16 protein-coding genes are annotated in these 16975 nt (G+C 69.3%); 9 read left to right on the plus strand and 7 right to left on the minus strand.

Annotated features, from left to right (window positions below; all coding sequences use genetic code 11):
- Positions 1-48 precede the first annotated feature (48 nt).
- Positions 49-1293 (minus strand): cupin domain-containing protein, encoded by a 1245-nt coding sequence (locus ACAV_RS05065; RefSeq protein ID WP_013593497.1) that lies wholly within the window; start codon positions 1291-1293, stop codon positions 49-51.
- Between the two features lie 287 nt (positions 1294-1580).
- On the opposite strand from ACAV_RS05065, the gene ACAV_RS05070 reads away from it, so the two are divergent.
- Positions 1581-2387: a Nif3-like dinuclear metal center hexameric protein gene (locus tag ACAV_RS05070; protein WP_013593498.1), complete on the plus strand. Its 807-nt coding sequence runs from the start codon at positions 1581-1583 to the stop codon at positions 2385-2387.
- Positions 2388-2408: 21 nt separating this feature from the next.
- Here ACAV_RS05070 and ACAV_RS05075 read toward each other — a convergent pair whose 3' ends face one another.
- Genes ACAV_RS05075 through ACAV_RS05090 form a run of 4 tightly spaced genes read right to left on the minus strand, consistent with a single transcriptional unit; the run spans position 2409 to position 6502 of the window.
- Entirely contained in the window at positions 2409-3476 is a 1068-nt protein-coding gene (locus ACAV_RS05075) for a VWA domain-containing protein (protein WP_013593499.1), read from the minus strand.
- 45 nt (positions 3477-3521) lie between these two features.
- Positions 3522-4502 (minus strand): DUF58 domain-containing protein, encoded by a 981-nt coding sequence (locus ACAV_RS05080; protein WP_013593500.1) that lies wholly within the window; start codon positions 4500-4502, stop codon positions 3522-3524.
- The gene (locus ACAV_RS05085) at positions 4480-5517 is read right to left on the minus strand and encodes an AAA family ATPase (protein WP_013593501.1); all 1038 of its coding nucleotides are present in this window, start codon (positions 5515-5517) and stop codon (positions 4480-4482) included. Before ACAV_RS05085 ends, ACAV_RS05080 begins: the two co-directional genes overlap by 23 nt.
- Positions 5518-5536: 19 nt before the next feature.
- Positions 5537-6502, minus strand: a complete 966-nt coding sequence (locus tag ACAV_RS05090; RefSeq protein ID WP_013593502.1) for a S1C family serine protease — start codon at positions 6500-6502, stop codon at positions 5537-5539.
- Between the two features lie 197 nt (positions 6503-6699).
- Here ACAV_RS05090 and ACAV_RS05095 point away from each other — a divergent pair, with 197 nt between their 5' ends.
- The 6 genes from ACAV_RS05095 to ACAV_RS05120 all read left to right on the plus strand — a co-directional run bounded on the left by ACAV_RS05095 (position 6700) and on the right by ACAV_RS05120 (position 12952).
- Positions 6700-7539 (plus strand): TatD family hydrolase, encoded by an 840-nt coding sequence (locus tag ACAV_RS05095; protein WP_013593503.1) that lies wholly within the window; start codon positions 6700-6702, stop codon positions 7537-7539.
- Positions 7540-7572: 33 nt separating this feature from the next.
- Positions 7573-8154, plus strand: coding sequence for a DNA-deoxyinosine glycosylase (locus ACAV_RS05100; RefSeq protein WP_013593504.1), 582 nt, complete (start codon positions 7573-7575; stop codon positions 8152-8154).
- Complete coding sequence (locus ACAV_RS05105; protein ID WP_013593505.1) at positions 8155-8919, plus strand: class I SAM-dependent methyltransferase; 765 nt, start codon at positions 8155-8157, stop codon at positions 8917-8919.
- A 6-nt stretch (positions 8920-8925) separates the two neighbouring features.
- Positions 8926-10764 (plus strand): type IV pilus assembly ATPase TfpB, encoded by a 1839-nt coding sequence (tfpB, locus tag ACAV_RS05110; RefSeq protein ID WP_013593506.1) that lies wholly within the window; start codon positions 8926-8928, stop codon positions 10762-10764.
- A 169-nt stretch (positions 10765-10933) separates the two neighbouring features.
- On the plus strand, positions 10934-11422 hold the full coding sequence (locus tag ACAV_RS05115; RefSeq protein ID WP_013593507.1) for a tripartite tricarboxylate transporter TctB family protein: 489 nt from the start codon (positions 10934-10936) through the stop codon (positions 11420-11422).
- An 18-nt stretch (positions 11423-11440) separates the two neighbouring features.
- Complete coding sequence (locus ACAV_RS05120) at positions 11441-12952, plus strand: tripartite tricarboxylate transporter permease (RefSeq protein WP_013593508.1); 1512 nt, start codon at positions 11441-11443, stop codon at positions 12950-12952.
- 76 nt (positions 12953-13028) lie between these two features.
- Here the strand turns inward: ACAV_RS05120 and ACAV_RS05125 are convergent, their stop codons facing one another.
- Both ACAV_RS05125 and ACAV_RS24005 read right to left on the minus strand, forming a co-directional pair.
- Entirely contained in the window at positions 13029-13358 is a 330-nt protein-coding gene (locus ACAV_RS05125; RefSeq protein WP_013593509.1) for a hypothetical protein, read from the minus strand.
- Between the two features lie 516 nt (positions 13359-13874).
- Positions 13875-14768 carry a DUF6402 family protein gene (locus ACAV_RS24005; RefSeq protein WP_013593511.1) on the minus strand — a complete coding sequence of 298 codons (894 nt, stop codon included), beginning with the start codon at positions 14766-14768 and terminating at the stop codon, positions 13875-13877.
- Between the two features lie 230 nt (positions 14769-14998).
- On the opposite strand from ACAV_RS24005, the gene ACAV_RS05130 reads away from it, so the two are divergent.
- Together ACAV_RS05130 and ACAV_RS05135 are read left to right on the plus strand one after the other, a co-directional pair.
- Positions 14999-15979, plus strand: a complete 981-nt coding sequence (locus tag ACAV_RS05130; protein WP_013593512.1) for a DMT family transporter — start codon at positions 14999-15001, stop codon at positions 15977-15979.
- A 144-nt stretch (positions 15980-16123) separates the two neighbouring features.
- Entirely contained in the window at positions 16124-16954 is an 831-nt protein-coding gene (locus tag ACAV_RS05135) for an SDR family oxidoreductase (RefSeq protein ID WP_013593513.1), read from the plus strand.
- Positions 16955-16975: the final 21 nt, after the last annotated feature.

Consider the following 16975-nt stretch of genomic DNA (forward strand, 5'->3'; position numbering starts at 1 on the left):
TCGTGAATTGAGGCGGCGGGCATCCTGCGGCGGATGCCCGCGCCGCATTCAGGCCGTGGCGGGCCGCTGCCCGGACATGGCCGCCTTCCATTCCTCCTGGACCAGCCGCTTGAACTCCAGGTATTCCCAGTCCGAGTCGGGCAGGAAGTGCTCGATGGTCTGCTTCTTCTCGTCGATGTAGTCGAAGTACTCGTAGTGGACGATGTTGTCGTCCGCGTAGCGGTAGCACTGGATGGTCGCGCAGAACTGGCCGCCTTCGCGGGGCGACGGGTTCTTGAGCTGGTGGATCTGGTAGTAGTCGGGCGTGAGGAAGGTCACCTCGCCCGCGTGTGCGATGGTGCTGCCCCACGGCTGCTCGATGCCGGGGCTCAATGCGCTGAACCACGAGATCTGGATCTGCCCGTGCAGCACCTTGATGACGGCGCAGGCCTGGCCGTGGTTGTGGATGGGCGAGCCGTTGCCCGCGGGCCAGATTTCCAGCACGTAGGGCTGGCCGGGGGAGTCGCCCTGGTTGGAGTCCAGCGTGACGCGCAGGTAGCCGAAGCTCGGGTCTTTTTCCTGCAGTTTGGTGTGGCACAGCGCGCCGGGCGTGACGATGGAGTACTGGATGGCCTGGGCGAATTCGGGGAAGTCCGGCGGCGAGAGGTTCATGCCCGGCCCGGCGACGTTGTCGTAGAGGCGCTGGCAGGCCAGGGGCAGGTCGCCCGCGACGCTGGCGCGGTTGGCGGCGATGCTTTCCATGGTCACCTCCGCGGGCGCGATGAGGTGGGGCGGCGGATCGAGGTTCACGGGGATCTGGAGCGTGGCGAGCTGCACGCCGGTGGCGCCGCGCACGCTGACGTGGCGCAGCTGCCGGCACAGGGCGTCCATGCCGTTCGGGTCGTTCTTCTCCGGCCAGGTGAACTCGTAGAGCATCAGGGCGCGCAGCATTTCTCCCTTGCCGTAGCGGATGCGGCGGTTGTTGCTGTCCAGGCTCAGCCAGTAGGGCTGGTGGGTGCCCGGCGGGTCAAGCCGCAGTTCGGGGGCTTCGGCATGCGCGATGGGGTGCCTCTTGCCGTGGCGCACGGTCCACAGCACGATGCCGGCGCGGCCGATGGTGAGGCCGCAGGCGTTGCCGGTGGGGGTGAAGGGCATGTCCTGGTGCAGGACGATGTCCAGCGCCTCCGGCACGTCGGCCGGCAGGACGGAGACGGTGCCCTGGCCCTTGACGGGAAAGCTGGTGTGGGATGCGGTCTGGGCGGCCTGGTAGAGGCGGACACGGTTCACGGACAGGTGGCGGGATGCATGGGGCATGGGGTGGCTTTCGTTGTCGGGGTTCGTGGGACGGGCGGGGGCGCGGGGCGCGATGGCGGGCCCGGACGGGCGGCGTTCAGCGCCCGCGGCGTGGTGCGGTGGCGGTCGTCACATGGGATCCCTCCTTCTCGTGTGCCGGCGGCGGTGCATGCCGCGGGGCCGCGCGGGCCCGTGCCGGTCGTTCTGGCTGTTCGTTCCGGTCGTTCGTTTCGGTCGTTCGTTCTGGCCTGCCGGCGGGGTCATGGGCGGCACCCCTCCCTGGTGCGCGCCCTGCCACAATGCCGTGCATGACGGACTCAGTTGTACCCTCTCCCACGGATGACCTGGCCCCCGGGGTTTCCCGGCAGGCGCTGCTCGCGGCCTTCGACGACCTGCTGCAGCCGGCCCGTTTCAAGGATTACGGCCCGAACGGCCTGCAGGTGGAGGGCCGGGAGCGCATCCGCCGCATCGTGAGCGGCGTGACGGCGAGCCGTGCGCTGATCGACGCCGCCATCGCGGACGGGGCGGATGCGGTCTTCGTGCACCACGGCCTGTTCTGGCGCGGCCAGGACGGGAGGGTGACGGGCTGGATGAAGCAGCGCCTGCAGCGGCTGCTGGCGCATGACATCAACCTCTTCGCCTACCACCTGCCGCTGGACGCGCACCCGGAACTGGGCAACAACGCCCAACTGGGCCGCGTGCTGGGCTTCGCGCCGGCCGACGTGCGCTTCGGCGAGCAGGACCTGGGCTTCTGCGCACCGGCCGACATCGCGGATGCGGCCACGCTCGCCGCGCGCGTGGAGGCGGCGCTGGGCCGGCCGGTGACGCTGGTCGCGCCCGGCGGCGCCGGGGCGGGGCGGCCGATCCGCCGCGTGGCTTGGTGCACGGGCGGCGCGCAGGGGTTTTTCGAGGGGGCGATCGCGGCGGGGGCCGACGCCTTCATCACGGGTGAGATCTCCGAGCCGCAGGCGCACCTGGCGCGGGAGACGGGCGTGGCCTTCCTCGCGGCGGGTCACCATGCGACAGAGCGCTACGGCGCGCCCGCGGCCGCCGCGCACGTGGCGGCGGCACTGGGCATCGAACACCGGTTCATCGAGATCGACAACCCGGCGTGAGCCCGGGGGGGGGATGGCCCGCTACAGTACCCGCTCGAACCACCACAGCGACAGCAGGCCGGCCAGCACCAGCAGGGCCGCTCCCGCGAGCGCGAGCAGGGCAGAGATTTCGGTTTCCTTCTTCTCCACGGTGAGGCGCGAACTGAGGGTTTCGTACACCTTCTTGAGATCCGCCGCGGTGGCGGCGTGGAAGTATTCGGCGTTGGTGCGCTGCGCCACGGCCTTGAGGGTGTCTTCGTCGAGGCGCACGCGCATAGACCAGCCTTCGAAGCCGATGGTCTCGCCGGCCACGGTGCCCACGCCCACGGTATAGACGCGCACGCCGCGGTCGGCGGCCCATTGCGCGGCCTCCATCGGATCGACGCCGGTGGTGCGCTGGCCGTCGGTGAGCATGATGATGGCGGCCGAGCTGTAGGAGCCGGGTGCGACGGGCGCGGGCCGGTCGGCGCCCCTGCCGTTGCTGCCGCGGTGCGGCGGCCGGCCGATCTCGTCCATGGACTGCGGGCGCGGCATGGCCTGGCGGCCGCCGAGCGCGGAGACATCGATGCCGGTGTCGGGGAACAGGGTGGCGAGCGACAGCAGGATGCCGTTGCCCGTGGCCGTGCCGCGCTGCAGCTGGAAGCTGTCGATGGCCTTGAAGAGGTCTTCGTGGTTCTGCGTGGGCAGCTGGGCGAGCTGGGCGCTGCCCGCGAAGGCCACGATGCCCACGCGCACGTGGCGCGGCAGCTCGGCGATGAAGGCCTTGGCGGCGTCCTGGGCGGCGGTGAGGCGGTCGGGGTGCACGTCGGCGGCGCGCATGCTGCCCGACACGTCCATGGCCAGCATGATGGTCTGCTGCTGCGAGGGCAGGGTGAGCACCGCCAGCGGCCGCGCGGCCGCGACCAGCAGCGCCGCGAGGCCGAGCAGGAAGAGCAGCGGCGGCACGTGGCGCCGCCAGCGCGTGCGGGCACCCTGGGCTTCGCGCGCCAGGGCCAGGGCAGGGTAGTGCAGCACGGCGGACCGGCGGCGGCGCAGCAGCCAGAGGTAGAGCGCCACCAGCACGGGCAGCGCGAGCAGCAGCCAGAGAAGGTCGGGCCAGAGAAAGACCATGGGCGGCTCCTTCCTTGTCGTTGGTTCGGCCGGCGCGTGCGGCGCTCAGGCGCGCACCCGCCGGCGGGCCCGCACGGGCTGGCCGCGCAGTTCCATGAAGCGCACCAGCGCGTCGAGCAGGTCGTCGTCGGTGGCGAGTTCGAGCGTGTCCGCGCCCGCGCGCGCCAGGGCCGAGCGCAGCGCGGCTTCGCGTTCGGCGGCGAGGCGGGCGAAGCGCTGGCGGAAGGCCCGGTCGCGCGTGTCCACCGTCAGCTGCTCGCCGGTCTCGGGATCGCGCAGGCGCAGCACGCCCACGTCGGGCAGCGCCATCTCCAGCGGGTCGAGCAGCCGCACGGCGACCACGTCGTGGCGCTGCGCGAGCTGCGCGAGGGGCTTCTCCCAGCCGGGGGCGCTGAGGAAGTCGGATACGACGAACACCGTCGAGCGCCGCCGCAGCACGGGCGCGGCCGATTCCAGCAGCCGGTGCAGTTCGGTGGTGCCGGGCGGCGCGGCCCCGGGCGTGCCCGTGGGTGTGAGCGCATGGATGAGGCGCAGCACGTGGGTGCGACCCGTGCGCGGCGGCAGCACGGTGGCGGGCGCGCCATGGCCGAAGAGCAGGGCGCCCACGCGGTTGCCGTGGCGCGTGAGCAGCCGCGCGAGCACCGCGACGAAGCCGGTGAGCCGGTCGCGCTTGGTCTGCCCCGGCGGCCCGAAATCCACCGAGGGGCTGAGGTCCAGCAAAAACCAGGCGGCCATCTCTCGGTCTTCCGAGAAGACGCGCACATGCGGTGTGCCGAGCCGCGCGGTGACGTTCCAGTCGATATGGCGTACGTCGTCGTGCGCCTGGTATTCGCGCAGGTCCGCCAGGTCCACGCCCGCGCCGCGCAGCAGGGTGCGGTAGTCGCCCTGCAGCAGGCCGTCGAGGCGGCGCAGCACGGTCCATTCGAGCCGGCGCAGCAGGCGGTCCGCGGCGCCCGCGGCCAGTCCGGCCGCAGGCAGTGGCGCCGCGCGTGCTGCCGCGGCGTCAGGCCCGCTGCGCGGCGGCATGGAGCACCTCGTTCTGGGCATCGTGCGCGAGCGGCCGGGCGGGCGCGGGCAGCCGCGCCATGAACTGGGCGATGAGGGCGTCGGCATCCAGCCCGTCCGACAGCGCCTCGTACGAGAGCGTGATGCGGTGGCGCAGTACGTCGGGTGCGAGGTCGGCCATGTCCTCGGGCAGCACGTAGCCGCGCCCGCGCAGCATGGCCAGCGCGCGGGCGCCCTCGGCCAGGTGGATGGTGGCGCGCGGGCTGGCGCCGCAGGCGATGCGCGGTGCCAGCTCCGGCAGCCCGTACTGCGCGGGCGCGCGGGTGGCGGCCACGAGGCGCACGGCGTACTGCAGCAGGGACGGATCGACGTACACGCGCCGGCATTCGGCCTGCAGCGCGGCAAGCTGCTCCGTGGTGGCCACGGCGGCCACCTGCACGGGTTCGGCGAGGGCGCGCTGGGCGATGACGAACTCTTCCTCCTCGGTCGGGTAGCCGATGAGCACCTTCATCATGAAGCGGTCCACCTGGGCCTCGGGAAGCTGGTAGGTGCCCTCGGTCTCGATCGGGTTCTGCGTGGCCATGACGAGGAAGGGCTGCGGCAGCACGTGCGTCTCGCCCGCGATGGTGACCTGCCGCTCCTGCATCACTTCCAGCAGCGCGCTCTGCACCTTGGCGGGCGCGCGGTTGATCTCGTCGGCCAGCAGCAGGTGGGTGAACACCGGCCCGAGGGTGGTGGCGAACTCGCCCGTGCGCTGGTGGTACATGCGCGTGCCGACGAGGTCCGCGGGCACGAGGTCGGGCGTGAACTGGATGCGCTTGAACGTGCCGCGCACGGTGCCGGCGAGCGTCTTCACGGTAAGGGTCTTGGCCAGGCCCGGCACGCCTTCGACCAGCAGGTGGCCCTGCGCGAGCATGGCGACCATCACGCGCTCCAGGAAGCGGTCCTGGCCGACCACCACGCGCTTGACCTCGTAGAGGATCTGCTCCATCAGCGTGGCGGTGGCGGCGGCCGTCGGGGGCGGTGTGGTGTCCATGGAGGCTCCTGGCGAAAGGTCAGAACGGCGGCGAACCCGCGGCCTCGGCGGCGTTCTCGATGGGCACGGCGAAGCCGATGCCGATGAAGGTGCGCGCGGGCGTGGGGTTGAGGATGGCGGTGACGATGCCCACGACCTCGCCGTCGAGCGTGACGAGCGGGCCGCCGGAATTGCCGGGGTTGGCGGCGGCGTCGAACTGGATGAGGTTGCGCATCTCCTGCTTGCCCTGGGGCGAGTCGAATTCGCGCTGCAGGCCCGAGATCACGCCGGCCGAGACCGAGGGGCCGATGCCGAAGGGAAAGCCGATGGCGACCACGCCGTCGCCGGGCTTGAGGCCCTGCGTGGAGCGCAGCGGCGCGGCCTGCAGGTCGTCCGGCACGCGGTGGGCCTGCAGCACGGCGAGGTCGTTGGCGGGCTGGGCGCCGGTGAGGGATGCGTCGCTTTCCGAACCGTCGGCGAAGGTGACCTGGATGCGCGACGCGCCCCGCACCACGTGCAGGTTGGTGAGGATCACGCCCTTGTCCACGATCACGATGCCGGTGCCCACGCCGCGCTCTTCTTCCTGGCCCTTGCCCTTGCCTTTCCTGATGTGGGCGAAGCCGGTGACGCGCACGACCGACGGGGCCACGGCCTCGGCGGCGCGCGCGGCGGCCGACGGCAATGGCTGGGTGGAGAGGGTGTGCAGCACGGCCGCGTCGATGTCCTGCTGGGTGATGCGCGGCGCCAGCGGCGGCATGCGCCAGGCCAGCCAGCCGAAGCCGGCCACCAACACGGTCGCCAGCACGGCCGCCAGCGCGCCGCCGAGCCAGCGCCGCGAGGGACGGGCACGGGATGGGGCGGCAGCGTCTGCAGGTCCGGCGCCGCCGGGGGCTGCGGCCGCAGGACCGGCCGGCGGCGAGCTCCCGAATCCGGCCGGCAAAGGATGGGGCGGGGAGGCCGCGGCCGGCGCGCGGCGGGAGCTGCTGTAGCGGGCGGGCCTGGGCATGCGGTCACCTCGGGTCAGGGGGCCCGCGCGCGGCGTCGTGCGCCGGGCAGGCGGTTCCCGGCGACGGTAGCACGGAACCGCCTGCCGCGCATGTGTCCGCGTGTTTCAGGGCGGGGTGCCAGGCGGCCTGGCGGCTTGCGCGGGCCGCCGGAGACGGCCGACGTGCGCGCCGCCCAGGGTGCTGGCATGCTCGGGGGATGGAGACCTGGATCGATACCCACTGCCACCTCGACGAGTTCGAAGCCCATGCGGGCCGGGACTACCTGGACAGGGTGCGTGCGGACGCGGCGCGCGCCGGGGTCGCGCACTGCGTGCTGCCCGCGGTGGAGCGGGGCAACCTGGAGGCCGTCCGCACGCTGGCGCACCGCCACGGCGACAGCTATGCGCTGGGCATCCACCCGCTTTTCACGGGCCGGGCGGAGGATGGCGATCTCGGTGTGCTGGCGCGGGCGCTGGAGCAGCATGCGGCAGACCCGCGCCTCGTGGCCGTGGGCGAGATCGGGCTGGACTTCTTCGTGCAGGACCTGGACCCGGCGCGGCAGGAGCATTTCTTCCGGGAGCAGTTGCGGCTCGCGCGCCGCAGCCGGCTGCCCGTGATCCTGCACACCCGGCGGTCGGTGGACAAGGTGCTCAAGGGCCTGCGCGACGTGGGCGCCGAGGGCGGCATCGCCCATGCGTTCAACGGCAGCCTGCAGCAGGCGCGCGCGTTCATCGACCTGGGGTTCAGGCTCGGCTTCGGCGGGGCGGTGACCTTCGACCGCGCGCTGCAGCTGCGCCGGCTGGCGGCCGAGCTGCCGCTGGAATCCATCGTGCTGGAAACGGATGCGCCGGACATCCCGCCCCACTGGCTCTACGTGACGGCCGCGGAGCGCGCGGCAGGCGCCGCCCCGGCGCGCAACACGCCGGGCGAACTGCCGCGCATCGCGCAGGTGGTGGCGGAGCTGCGCGGCATGCCGGTGGAGGCGCTGGCCCGGGCCGCGCATGCGAATGCATTGGCGGCGTTGCCGCGCCTGGCCGGCCTGTTGCCGGCACCGTAGTACCGGGCCACCGAGCCGCTACGATAGGGATGCATGCCCCGCCTGCCCGACAAGATCTCCGTTGACCTGGACCCCGCTGCGCCCGCACGCCTGGTGGGGCTGGCGCCGGTCGTGTCGGAACGCACGGTGGTGCTGGTGCTGGGCAGTTTCCCGGGCGTGGCGTCGCTGCGCGCGGGGCAGTACTACGGCCATCCGCAGAACCATTTCTGGCCCATCCTGCAGGCGCTGTGGCCCCGGCACCCGCTGCCCGGCCGGGACCGCTATGCGGAGCGCTGCGCCTGGCTGCTGGACCGCGGATTGGGGCTGTGGGACGTGTATGCGGCCTGCGAGCGGGAGGGCAGCCTGGACACGAGCATCCGCAACGCGGCGGTGAACGATTTCGCGGCGCTGCGGTCGCGCTGCCCGCGCCTTGCGGCCATCGCCCACAATGGCGGGGAAAGCTTCAAGCACGCACGCGCCGTGCGCGCCGCCCTGGGCCTGCCGGCCGGGCTGCAGGAGGGGCCGGTGCCGTCGCTGCGCCTGCCCTCCACCAGCCCCGCGAATGCGTCCTGGAGCTTCGAGCGCAAGCGTGCCGCCTGGGCCGAGGCGCTGGCCCCCTTTGGATTGATGGATTGAATGACCACCCGCAAGAAAGCCGCAGCCGCCGAGCTGCCCGAAGTCAGCGTTTCCGATGACGGCGACGTGCGCCACCTGCACCTGGGAACGCCCTGGATCCAGGGCTCCATGCGCATCGACGATCCCTTCGACATCGAACTGGAGTACGTGCAGCGCATGATGGCCTGGCTGCTGTTCGTGGAGCCCGCCAGCGTGGGCAAGCGCCATGCGATGCAGCTGGGCCTGGGAGCGGGGGCGATCACCAAGTTCTGCCACAAGAAGCTGCGCATGTGCTGCACGGCGATCGAGCTCAACCCGCAGGTGCTGGCCGTGTGCCGCGCGTGGTTCAAGCTGCCGCCCGACGGGCCCAAGCTGCGCGTGGTGCTGGCCGATGCCGCGCAGGAGATCCGCAAGCCCGAGTGGCACGGCACGGTCGATGCGCTGGCGGTGGACCTGTACGACCACGAGGCCGCGGCCCCGGTGCTCGACAGCGCGGAGTTCTACGCCGACTGCCGCGCGCTGCTCACCGAGGACGGTGCGATGACGGTGAACCTGTTCGGCCGGTCGTCGAGCTATGAGCGCAGTCTCGCGCGCATGGCCGAGGCCTTCGGCGCCGATGCGCTCTGGGCCTTCAAGCCCACGCGCGAGGGCAATACGGTGGTGCTGGCGCAGCGCACGCCGGCGCGGCCGCGCCGCGCCGACCTGCTGGCCCGCGCCGATGCGGTGCAGGCGCGGTGGGACTTGCCCGCGGCGAAGTGGCCGCGCGTGTTCAAGCCGGTGGAGTGACGCGCGATGAGCCGCAGCCTGCCTCCTCCCCATGGCGCCGCCGGGCCCGCGGCACCGGCCGGTTTCGCGGGCCCCCTCGACTGGCGCCGCATCGTCGAGTGGCTGCGCGCCGACGGCGTGATCTCGCAGGAGGAGGCCGCTCGCACCATCGCGCGCTGCTCGCAGGCCGAGAGCCGGCAGCATCCGCTGGTGCGGCTGGCCAGCGTGGCGATGGCGCGCGCGAGCGACGGCAGGCCGCTGGACCTGGAGAGCCTGACCGAATACCTGGCCGGCCGCAGCGGCCTGGCCTACCTGCGCATCGATCCGCTCAAGGTGGACGTGGGCCGCGTGGCCGACATGATGAGCGCGAGCTACGCGGAGCGGCACCGGGTGCTGCCGGTGCAGGTCACGCCCCGCGAGATCGTGGTGGCCACGGCCGAGCCGTTCGTCGATGACTGGGTGGCCGAGGTGGAGCGGCAGTCGCGCCGCGCCGTGCGCCGCGTGGTCGCCAACCCGCAGGACATCCACCGCTACACGGCGGAGTTCTTCGCGCTGGCCAAGTCGGTGAAGGCCGCGCAGAAGGCCGGCGGCGCGAGCGCGGGCAGCAGCTTCGAGCAGCTGGTGGAACTGGGCCGCAGCAACAAGCAGCTGGACGCGAACGACCAGGGCGTGGTCAAGGTGGTGGACTGGCTCTGGCAGTACGCCTTCGACCAGCGCGCGAGCGACATCCACCTGGAGCCGCGGCGCGAGCAGGGCGTGATCCGCTTCCGCATCGATGGGGTGCTGCATCCGGTGTACCAGATGCCCATGGGCGTGCTGAACGCCATGGTGTCGCGCGTGAAGCTGCTCGGCCGCATGGACGTGGTGGAAAAGCGCCGCCCGCAGGACGGCCGCATCAAGACCCGCAACCCGCGCGGCGACGAGGTGGAAATGCGCCTCTCGACCCTGCCCACGGCCTTCGGCGAGAAGATGGTGATGCGGATCTTCGACCCGGACAACACCGTCAAGGACCTGGACGCGCTCGGCTTCTCGCCCCACGACGCGCAGCGCTGGGAGGCGCTGGTGCAGCGGCCCCACGGCATCATCCTGGTGACGGGGCCCACGGGTTCGGGCAAGACCACGACGCTCTACTCCACGCTCAAGCGCCTGGCCACCGAGGAGGTGAACGTGAGCACGGTGGAGGACCCGATCGAGATGATCGAGCCGAGCTTCAACCAGACGCAGGTGCAGCCGCAGCTCGATTTCAGCTTCGCGGAAGGCCTGCGCGCGCTCATGCGGCAGGACCCGGACATCCTGATGGTGGGCGAGATCCGCGACCTGGAGACGGCGGACATGGCCGTGCAGGCCGCGCTCACGGGACACCTGGTGTTCTCCACGCTGCACACCAACGACGCCCCCTCGGCCATCAGCCGCCTGATGGAGCTGGGCGTGCCGCCCTACCTCATCAATGCCACGCTGCTGGGCGTGCTGGCCCAGCGGCTGGTGCGCACGCTCTGCAGGCAGTGCCGCCAGCGCGACGAGGCGGCCGGCATCGAGCGCCTGGCCGAAGTGGTGCGGCCCTGGAAGATCACCGGCGGCTACCACCCCTACCGGCCGGTGGGCTGCGTGGACTGCCGCATGACGGGCTTCCATGGCCGCATGGGGCTCTACGAATTGCTCACCGTGAGCGAGGCGCTGAAGGAGCGCATCACCCAGTCGCCCTCCATCGACGCGCTGCGGCGGCAGGCGCTGCAGGACGGCATGCGCCCCCTGCGGCTGGCGGGCGCGCTGCGCGTGGCCGAAGGCGTGACCACGCTGGAAGAGGTCATCGCCGCGACTCCACCGCTGGAGTCACGTGACCGGGCCGCGCCGCCCGCGGCCCCCTGAAACCCCGTTCCGTGCAGCGAAAATCCTGAAATCCGTCCCGCCCTCCGGGACGGCGTTCTCGCTGGGGGCGTTGCGGTTTTCCCTAGGTGCCGGATAGGTGGTATCCACATCGATGCACAAAGGGCGTGATTGCACAATCGCCCGTCAACTTCGTGTAAGGAGTCGTTTCGTGAAAATAAAGAGCCAGAAAGATTTCTTCTCAGGCCTCATGTTCATGGGGGTCGGGGTCGCTTTCGCGGTCGGTGCCACCAGTTACAGCGTCGGCAGCGGCGCGCGCATGGGTCCTGGGTATTTCCCGCTGATCCTGGGGATCCTGCTCGCCATCCTGGGCGCGGCCATCACCTTCTATGCCACCGTGGTGGAAAGCGCCGATGGCGACAAGATCGGCAAGTGGGCCTGGAAGCCGCTGTTCTTCATCCTCGCTTCCAACTTCGCTTTCGGCGTGCTGCTGGCCGGCCTGCCGAGCTTCGGCGTGCCGGCCATGGGCCTGATCGTCGCCATCTACGCGCTCGTGTTCATCGCGAGCCTGGCGGGCGACACCTTCAACGCCAAGGAAGTGTTCATCCTCGCCACCATCCTCGCGGTGGGCAGCTACGTGGCTTTCGTGTGGGCGCTGAAACTGCAGTTCCCCGTGTGGCCCAGTTTCATTTCGGGTTGAGCGGGAGCATCGATAACCATGGAATTGTTTGACAACCTGGCGACCGGCTTCGGCGTCGCCTTCACCTTCCAGAACCTCATCTACTGCCTGATCGGCTGTATTTTGGGGACGCTGATCGGCGTGCTGCCCGGCATCGGGCCCGTGGCCACCATCGCCATGCTGCTGCCCGCCACCTACGCGCTGCCGCCCGTGGCCGCGCTCATCATGCTGGCCGGCATCTACTACGGTGCGCAGTACGGGGGCTCGACCACCGCGATTCTCGTGAACCTGCCGGGCGAGTCATCCTCGGTGGTGACCGTGATCGACGGCTACCAGATGGCGCGCAAGGGCCGCGCGGGCCCGGCGCTCGCCGCCGCCGGCCTGGGCTCGTTCTTCGCGGGCTGCGTGGGCACGCTGATCCTGGCCGCCTTCGCGCCGCCGCTGACCGAAGTCGCCTTCAAGTTCGGCCCCGCCGAATACTTCTCGCTGATGGTGCTGGGCCTGATCGGCGCCGTGGTGCTGGCCTCGGGTTCGCTGCTCAAGGCCGTGGCCATGATCGTGCTGGGCCTGCTGCTCGGCCTCGTGGGTACCGACGTGAACTCGGGCGTGGCCCGCTACAGCTTCGACATTCCCGAACTGACCGACGGCATCAACTTCGTCGTGATCGCCATGGGCGTGTTCGGCTACGGTGAAATCATCGCCAACCTCTCCAAGCCCGAGGACGACCGCGAGGTGTTCACGGCCAAGGTGCAGGGCCTGTTTCCCACCAAGGAAGACTTCAAGCGCATGATCCCCGCCGTGCTGCGCGGCACCTCGCTCGGCGCGGCCCTGCGCATCCTGCCCGGCGGCGGCGCGCTGCTGGCGGCCTTCGCGGCCTACACGATCGAGAAGAAGACCAAGCTGAAGCCGGGCGAAGTGCCCTTCGGCAAGGGCAACATCCGCGGCGTGGCGGCCCCCGAGTCGGCCAACAACGCCGGTGCGCAGACCTCCTTCATCCCGCTGCTGACGCTGGGCATCCCGCCCAACGCAGTGATGGCGCTGATGGTGGGTGCCATGACCATCCACAACATCCAGCCGGGCCCGCAGGTGATGACCAGCAACCCCGAGCTGTTCTGGGGCCTGATCGCCTCGATGTGGATCGGCAACGCGATGCTGATCATCCTGAACCTGCCGCTGATCGGCATGTGGATCAAGCTGCTGACCGTGCCCTACCGCTGGCTGTTCCCCTCCATCGTGCTGTTCTGCGCGGTGGGCGTGTACGGCACGAACAACAACACGTTCGACGTGTGGCTGGTCGGCATCTTCGGCTTCATCGGCTACATCTTCCACAAGCTGGGCACCGAGCCGGCGCCCCTGCTGCTGGGCTTCATCCTGGGCCCGATGATGGAAGAGAACCTGCGCCGCGCGCTGCTGCTGTCCCGCGGCGACTGGAGCGTGTTCGTCACGCGCCCGATCTCCGCCGGCCTGCTCGCCGCCGCCGTGCTGCTGCTCGTCATCGTGCTGCTGCCGGCCGTGAGCAAGAAGCGCGAGGAAGCCTTCGTCGAGGACTGACCCGCACAGGGCACATCCTCTTCCACGATTGGGAAAGACGGCACCTTCGGGTGCCGTTTTTTCTTGGGCGGGCGGGTCAGGGCATGACGGCGGAATCGGGCAGGGGCGGGCAGCCGGTGCATTCGGGGGGGATGTTCTCGAAGACGACGTCTCTTCCGATGCGGACCTTGTTCATGGGGGGATTCAGGTACCAGTACAACTGGCCGTTGATCCAGAGATCCACTACTTCGCTTTCTCCAAGCAGGGTTTCTGGTTGAATGCGGTAGATGCGCACGAAGGACGGGAACTTCATTTCGTGATGCATGAGCTGCTGCAATGGCGATGCATCGTAGAAATCAAGCCGATAAACGTGGCGCGGGCTGATCGACTGTCCTTTGTGCTTCGGCGTTACTGCATGGCAAGCCACTCCTATTAGAGCGAACGCCAGAAGCGTTTTCGATGCCCATAATTTGCATGGGCGACGAGGGGGATTTTTTAGAATGGTAATGACGATTGCCCATGCTGCGCTTCCCGCCGTGCTCAGGGCATGACGGCAGAATCCGGTAAGGGCGGGCAATCCGTGCATTCCGGCGGGATATTCTCGAAGACTACATCGCGGCCCACCCGGACCTTGTTCATAGGAGGATACAGATACCAATAAATCTGCCCATTGATCCATAGGTCTACTACGTCGCTCTCTCCAAGCAGCGTCTTCGGATCGACACGGTAGAGTCGAATAACGTGGGGGTAGCGCATGTCCCGATGAACCAGCTTTTGGAGCCATGAGGCTTCGTAATAGTCCAGACGGTATAAATGTCGGGGGCTGTAGTGGCTGCGGTCATACTTGGGAGTTCCTAAATACCAGATTACGCCAAGTAGTGAAGCGCCAATGGTAAGCCACTTGATGCGCTTCCAGTATCTATGGATATTGGTCAATTTTGTGTCACCATTCAAACTTCAAAGGAAAAGCGAGGCGTACGCGGTGAACATTCGACAAAATCATGAAATCTCCACCTCTTTGGTTCTTGTCGCGCCACCGGCGAAAATCCTTGTTTTGAACGATGTATTTGCGCTTTTGCACCAGTTCAGGAGCCTCATCCATAACTGAATCCTCGAGGGGCACGCTCACTTGTGTATGAATGCCGCATTCAACCCCCTCAAAGCCCCAGCACCCCAAAGGTTGCGAGATGAAGTTGCCGTCGTCGTTGAAGTCGTAGGCGTCACGCAAGTAAAAACCCAGTTCATCGATCTCAACCCGGGCTCTTCCTGGGCCTCGAGAAAAGACATTGCCGGATACAGCCACATTCATCTGTGCCTCGCCCATAGCCCCATAGAAATCATCCATCGGGTCGCCCCATTTGCCGAATACCGTGTAGTTAACTTGGCACGTATCTTCCAGGAGCTTCGCCGGTTGTGCCAGGTTTCCCAGGCGCCAGCATTGCTGATGGCGTCCTCGGCCTTGGCTCTCCACGCGGTCCTTCAGTTGGGCAATGCCTGCAGGACTGGACCATTTCGAAGTCAGCTGAGCCAAGGCAGCTTGAACCCGGGAAAAACCTAGTGCCCACTCCATCTTGACGGTGTTTTCGTCGAGATGCGCTGGACCGAGCTGATGCAAACGACTGGGTGGTTCGCTGAACTTCATCTCCTTGGTCATCTGATACGCCGCCCCATTGAACCACCGCTCCATCAACGCCGCAGCCACCGGCCACCCCAGCCGCGAACGCATCACGGACGGTATGTCGCGCAACTGGAACAGCGGCGTTGCATATTTGGGCTTGTTGCTCCGCCCGAGAACGGCTTGCAGCGCCTCTTGCGGCGCTTTCATCAGATCGACCATTTTTCCTCCCTCTTCATCTCGTACTGCACTGCGCAGCATGATGATCGGCGCGGATTATGCGAAGAGATCCGGCGCCAAACCCTTCCTGGCACGGTAGAGATAGGTGGCGAGACGTAACAGTTCCACTCGCCGAAACGCATGCCGTCACCGCTTGACTGTCCTGTGCAGCCCGTGCAAATACGGCCCTCCCGCCCATCGCGTCCCACGCTGCCAGCCTTGTGCAATGCCGCATGCCGCGCTTCGCGGTGCATGCCACACTGCTGCTTTCCCCGCCTTCGCGCCCGCGCGCCCGCCCCGTGCCCTCCGATACCGCAGCTGCCTCTCCTCCTCCCGCGAAAGCCGCCACCGGCCTCGTCCTCGCCCTCGTGGGCGCCATTGCCTTCAGCGGCAAGGCCATCATCGTCAAGCTCGCCTACCGGTACGGCGTGGATGCGGTCACGCTGCTGATGTACCGCATGCTGTTCGCGCTGCCGATCTTCGCGGTGATGGCGTGGTGGGCGAGCCGGGGCAAGCCGCCGCTGTCGCGCCGCGACTGGGCGGGCATCGTGGGCCTGGGCGTCACGGGGTACTACCTCGCGAGCTTTCTCGATTTCGCCGGGCTGGCCTACATCACGGCGAGCCTGGAGCGGCTCATCCTGTACCTCAACCCCACGCTGGTGGTGGTGCTGGGCTGGCTGCTGTACGGGCGCGGCATCCGCCGCGGGCAGGTGCTGGGCATGGCGATCAGCTATTGCGGCGTGGTGCTGGTGTTCGGCCACGAAGCAAGCCTGCAGGGCAAGGACGTGGCCTGGGGCGTGCTGCTGGTCTTCCTCTCGGCCGCGAGCTATGCGGTCTACCTGGTGTACAGCGGCGAGATGGTGCGGCGCGTCGGCTCGCTGCGGCTCGTGGGCCTGGCCACCACGGTGGCGTGCGTGTGCTGCATCGCGCAGTTCGCGGCGCTGCGCCCGCTCTCGGCGGCGGTGGTGGCGCCCGAGGTGCTGTGGTTGTCGGTGTGCAATGCGGTGCTGTGCACGGCCGTGCCGGTGCTGCTGGTGATGATGGCGATCGAGCGCATCGGCGCTGGTGCGGCGGCGCAGGCCGGCATGATCGGGCCGCTGTCCACGATCCTGATGGGCGTGTGGCTGCTGGGCGAGCCGTTCACGCTCTGGGTGGCGGCCGGCACGGTGCTGGTGATGGCGGGCATCTTCGTGTTCACGCGAATGCGGGCCTGAAGGGCAGGCGCCATCCGCTATTCCCCGGCGCCCCACGCGGATGCCGGGCTTCCGTACCATCGCGGTTCCGGCGCCTGGCGCGCCACTGACAACCACTGCGTTGCCGCATCGCGCGGCTCGGCGCGGAACGAAAGGACACGCACTATGGATCTGGGTATCACGGGCAAATGGGCACTGGTGTGCGGCGCGAGCAAAGGGCTGGGCTACGGCTGCGCCGAGGCGCTGGTGCGCGAGGGCGTGAACGTGGTCATCAATGCGCGCAACCCCGAGGACCTGCGCCTGGCGGCCGCGCGGCTGGCTTCGGCGGGCGCGGAGATCACGGCGGCCGCGGGGCAGAAGGGGCCGCCGCCGCAGGTGGTGGCCGTGGCCGCCGACATCACCACGCCGGAGGGGCGCGAGGCGGCGTTCGCCGCGCCCGGCGGGCCGGGGCGCGATTTCGACATCGTGGTGACGAACGCGGGCGGCCCGCCGCCCGGCGATTTCCGCGAGTGGGACCGCGAGGCCTGGATCCGCGCCGTGGACGCCAACATGCTCACGCCCATCGAGCTGATCCGCGCGACGGTGGACGGCATGGCGGCGCGCGGCTTCGGCCGCATCGTGAACATCACGTCGAGCGCGGTGAAGGCGCCGATCGACATCCTGGGCCTGTCCAACGGCGCGCGCAGCGGCCTCACGGGCTTCGTGGCGGGCGCGGCGCGCAGCAGCATCGCCGCCAAGGGCGTGACCATCAACAACCTGCTGCCCGGCAAGTTCGACACCGACCGGCTGGCGGCCACCATCCAGGCGGCCGTGAAGAAGTCGGGCAAGAGCGAGGACGATGTGCGCCGGGCCCAGCAGGCGGCCATTCCGGCGGGCCGCTACGGCACGCCGGAGGAGTTCGGGGCGATCTGCGCCTTCCTCTGCAGCGTGCAGGCGGCCTACATGACCGGGCAGAACGTGCTGGCGGACGGCGGCGCCTACCCCGGTGCGTTCTGAGCGGCGGCGGCCTGCGGGCTT

Source organism: Paracidovorax avenae ATCC 19860, assembly GCF_000176855.2.
GTDB classification, from domain to species: domain Bacteria; phylum Pseudomonadota; class Gammaproteobacteria; order Burkholderiales; family Burkholderiaceae_C; genus Paracidovorax; species Paracidovorax avenae.